Source organism: Mesotoga sp. HF07.pep.5.2.highcov (genome assembly GCF_003666285.1).
Taxonomy (GTDB): Bacteria; Thermotogota; Thermotogae; order Petrotogales; family Kosmotogaceae; genus Mesotoga; species Mesotoga prima.
On the sequence record NZ_JFHJ01000117.1, the window covers coordinates 1 to 3,439 of the forward strand.

Genomic DNA, 3,439 nt, shown 5'->3' on the forward strand with positions numbered 1-3,439 from the left:
TTTCTTATCCAAGCGGTTCTTTTTGCCCGACGAAGTCGGAACTGGCCTTTGCGGAGCAAAGACTGGCCAGGCGAGGCCTGACTGGCCTGCGTCAGCAGACTGGCATTGAAGATCTTTCAAATGTAATATGCTTTTATCGGAAGACTGTGGACCGTTGACGGTTGACCCGAGAGGCTCCTTGCGAAGCATTATTGCGACTTTGCGTATTGTCCAGTTATTTTCTCTGTGCGACTAAGCAGCGTGATGTCGGAGAAATCAAGATCCTGAGTCAGGAAAACTCTATTCTAATTTCCGCAACCCGTAAGAATACACTCATCAGTTGCGCCAGCAAGTTGCTCTTCTATTACGTTCTCGGCATCAAAATCGTTCTTGCGAAAGAGCGCAAGCGCAGCTTCGGGAAGATTTTCATCGAGCTTGAACTTCTCTTTCAAGGCAGAATCTCAACTCGCTCTTTTGTAAGCAGAGAAGCATATTCGATAGCGGCGATAATGTCCTCACGAACCAACGAAGGATATTGATCGATAATTTCTTCGAAACTATGTCCGGCTGCAAGCTCATCCAGTATGAGAGAAACAGGAATCCTGGTTCCCTTTATACAGGCCTTGCCATGACATATTTTTGGATCTAGAATAACTCTTTGAATACCTGCCATAAAAGCCTCCTCATCTGTTTGAATCAATTATAGCATCGCGACAATAATCGCTATAAGGTATCTTCTCCCTCTTTCGAAGGGCGGAGACGATGGATCGGGATCCGGCATGACGCTAAGAGAGAAGGGCTGTCATCCCGCAAAACTGCCCTGATGAGCTTGCCCTAAAAAGGTCCTACGGTCTATCCCGGTTTTCGCGAGAGATAGGGTTCCTGACCAGGAGCGTTGTCAGGATGACGTGAAGGGTAGTCAACCTCTAGGGTCTTCTCTGATGAGCTCCTCTTCAGTCATCCCGTGATGCTTTTGCACGGGATCTCCCTCTTCAAAACCCGGTTCTCAAAACCCGGTTTTTTTAACCCGTTCTCAGTAACCCGATCTTTGCAACCCGATTCTTGTAACCCGCTCTTCTGTCCCACACCCGATCTTACTAACCCGATCCTCGTAACTTGCTCCTTGGTGAGTCTGCACGGGATCTCCAATCAAAGAGGCGCTCTACGCTTAAGAACGAAAACCCGCTGGACGTTGAAAAGAAGGACCGTTGAAGGAGAACCAGAAAGAGCCTCACGACAAAGTCGGCCTTTGCTCGCTTCTCCAATCGAAAAACTCATTCGATGTGTCATACAATAAAGGTAAAAGGATATTGTATATATGACAAGTGATATAATATTGTCTGGGAGGGGATCGATATGCTAGACGGGAAAGCTTTAGGCGCGAGGTTGAAGGAACTACGAGTGAAGAGCTCAATAGCCCAGAGTCAACTGGCAGAGTATCTCGGGGTAGATCAGAGTTACATCTCGAAATTTGAAAGTGGTCAGCGACAACTAAGTGTTCTTTCTCTGGAAAAACTTGCCAATCTTTTTGGTCTGCCTGTCGAATCGTTACTGGAAGGGGAGTTTCATCTCGAGCAGCTTCCCTTTGCAATGAGAGCTAGACATTTGGAACCTGAGGACCTGGAATCAATCGCTGTCATAAACCGAATTGCTTTGAACCTTAGAGATATGCAGAGAATGGCGGAGGTCCACACGGACAATGCTTGACGATATTCAGATAAATGCAAACGCTCTTTGGATGAGAAAGCAACTTGGCGAAGATGTTTTCTCTCCAATAGACATCTTCGCTGTTCTTGGTAGCATACATGATTTGACTCTTGTCTATTACCCTTTGGGCAAAAGAATCAGCGGGATGTGTTTAAGAGATAAAGACAACAAGATAATGGCAATAAACTCAGAGCAAACATACGGTAGACAGCGCTTCACTGCGGCCCACGAGCTCTGCCACATCTACTTTCATAAAGAACTCCACAGAGTCGTCTGTCCAGCAGCATTTGATGAAAAAGACGCGGCTGAAATCGAAGCCAACAAATTCGCGTCGTATTTTCTGGCCCCGTATGAATCACTTAGAGAATTTCTTGAACGGCGAATTCAGAAAGAAGAAGAAATAACGCTGGAAGATGTGGTACAGGTTGAACAGTATTACGGCCTAAGCAGATATGCAACACTAATTCGACTTATCAGAGAAGGATACTTGACGAAAGCAAAGGCAGCTGAAATGCAAACCGGAGTTATCAAGTCAGCTCAAGAACAGGGTTATGATGTATCACTGTACAGACCCTCTTCTGGGGAGAAGAAAGCCACAACATTCGGCAAGTATGTGAAACTTGCCGAAACACTGAGGGAAAGAGAAGTGATCTCCCAAGGGCTATATGAACAATACCTTCTTGAAGCTTTCAGGTCAGATATCGTATACGGAACCGAAGAAGACGAAGAGAGATATGATTGAGCCAATATTCTTTGACACCGACTGTATTTCTTCATTCTTGTGGGTCGATAGGATAGACATATTGTTAAGTCTTTACCCAAAGAGAATAGTTCTTCCAGAACAAGTACTAGACGAGCTTTCAAATCCAAGCATAAGTCATCTCTCAAGTAAAGTGAACCAGCTACTGTCTCAAGATGAAATTAGAAAGGCTGAAATGCTTGTCGGTTCAGAAGAATTCAAACTGTACTACATGCTGACAAAAAAACCGCAGAGTGGACAGAAACCTATAGGAAAAGGCGAGGCTTCAGCAATAGCACTAGCAAAAGTACGCAAAGGGATGTTAGCAAGCAACAACTTGAAGGACATTCAAGACTATATTCAGCTATTTCATCTCAGAAACCTGACGACTCCGATGATTCTTCATACTGCGTTACTCAAAGGTTTGATAGACGAACCTGAAGGAAATAATATTTGGGGTCAAATGATCAAGAAACGACGAAAACTTCCCACCCTAACATTCACCGACTATCTCAACACACTTTAGAAGCCGCTGTACGCTGTAATAGCAGTCCTCAGTTGGCCGTCCAAGAGCGAGGACCCGTTCTCCGATAAGACAAATCGAGAAAGAACACGGTAGAGACATTCGCTACGCTCACGAGAAGGCGTCTCTCTTCTCTCTCTTCCTCTCTCCTCTTCTCGCTTTTTCGCATGTCCCGGTTTTCGCGAGACACAGGGATCCTGAACAGGAGCATTTCAGGATGACTTAAAGGGCTGTCATACAGTGAGCCTATGCGATTTCATCCCTTTAGCCTGCACTGAAATCCAATCACGGGCGAACAGCCGTTCGCCCCTACAAAAAGAATCGCATAATCGTCTGACATTGTCATCCCGTAACATTTCGAATAGGGGACTGACGGGCTCCTAGCGTCTGTCCCGTTTTTCGCGTCTCTTTCCAGAACGGCTCTTCTCGCTTTTGTCGGAGCAGTCCAGAATTTGACGGACTTGTCGGCCAGGTCGGAGTGATATAATCGC

At 45.7% G+C, this 3,439-nt stretch carries 6 protein-coding genes; 3 read left to right on the forward strand and 3 right to left on the reverse strand.

Annotated elements, in window-relative coordinates; translation table 11 throughout:
• Positions 1-284: 284 nt before the first annotated feature.
• Together BG32_RS15465 and BG32_RS01915 are read right to left on the reverse strand one after the other, a co-directional pair.
• Positions 285-431, reverse strand: coding sequence for a DUF5615 family PIN-like protein (locus BG32_RS15465; protein WP_183084266.1), 147 nt, complete (start codon positions 429-431; stop codon positions 285-287).
• A complete protein-coding gene (locus BG32_RS01915) occupies positions 428-652 on the reverse strand; it encodes a DUF433 domain-containing protein (protein ID WP_121526314.1) in 225 nt (74 codons plus the stop codon). The genes BG32_RS15465 and BG32_RS01915 overlap by 4 nt, the downstream gene beginning before the upstream one ends.
• Positions 653-1,335: 683 nt before the next feature.
• Between BG32_RS01915 and BG32_RS01920 the strand changes: the two genes are divergently transcribed.
• The 3 genes from BG32_RS01920 to BG32_RS01930 are packed head-to-tail and all read left to right on the forward strand — an operon-like array spanning position 1,336 to position 2,951.
• On the forward strand, positions 1,336-1,686 hold the full coding sequence (locus BG32_RS01920; RefSeq protein ID WP_006486440.1) for a helix-turn-helix domain-containing protein: 351 nt from the start codon (positions 1,336-1,338) through the stop codon (positions 1,684-1,686).
• Positions 1,679-2,428: an ImmA/IrrE family metallo-endopeptidase gene (locus tag BG32_RS01925; protein ID WP_121526315.1), complete on the forward strand. Its 750-nt coding sequence runs from the start codon at positions 1,679-1,681 to the stop codon at positions 2,426-2,428. The genes BG32_RS01920 and BG32_RS01925 overlap by 8 nt, the downstream gene beginning before the upstream one ends.
• A complete protein-coding gene (locus BG32_RS01930) occupies positions 2,421-2,951 on the forward strand; it encodes a hypothetical protein (RefSeq protein WP_006486436.1) in 531 nt (176 codons plus the stop codon). The genes BG32_RS01925 and BG32_RS01930 overlap by 8 nt, the downstream gene beginning before the upstream one ends.
• A 253-nt stretch (positions 2,952-3,204) precedes the next feature.
• Here the strand turns inward: BG32_RS01930 and BG32_RS15470 are convergent.
• Positions 3,205-3,439: hypothetical protein (locus BG32_RS15470; protein ID WP_183084267.1), on the reverse strand; the 235-nt coding region annotated here is incomplete at its 5' end.

Coding starts and splice junctions, on each gene's coding strand:
- BG32_RS01930 (WP_006486436.1), top strand. CDS start 2,421: ATGATTGAGCCAATATTCTTTGACACCGACTGTATTTCTTCATTCTTG.
- BG32_RS01920 (WP_006486440.1), top strand. CDS start 1,336: ATGCTAGACGGGAAAGCTTTAGGCGCGAGGTTGAAGGAACTACGAGTG.
- BG32_RS01915 (WP_121526314.1), bottom strand. CDS start 652: ATGGCAGGTATTCAAAGAGTTATTCTAGATCCAAAAATATGTCATGGC.
- BG32_RS01925 (WP_121526315.1), top strand. CDS start 1,679: ATGCTTGACGATATTCAGATAAATGCAAACGCTCTTTGGATGAGAAAG.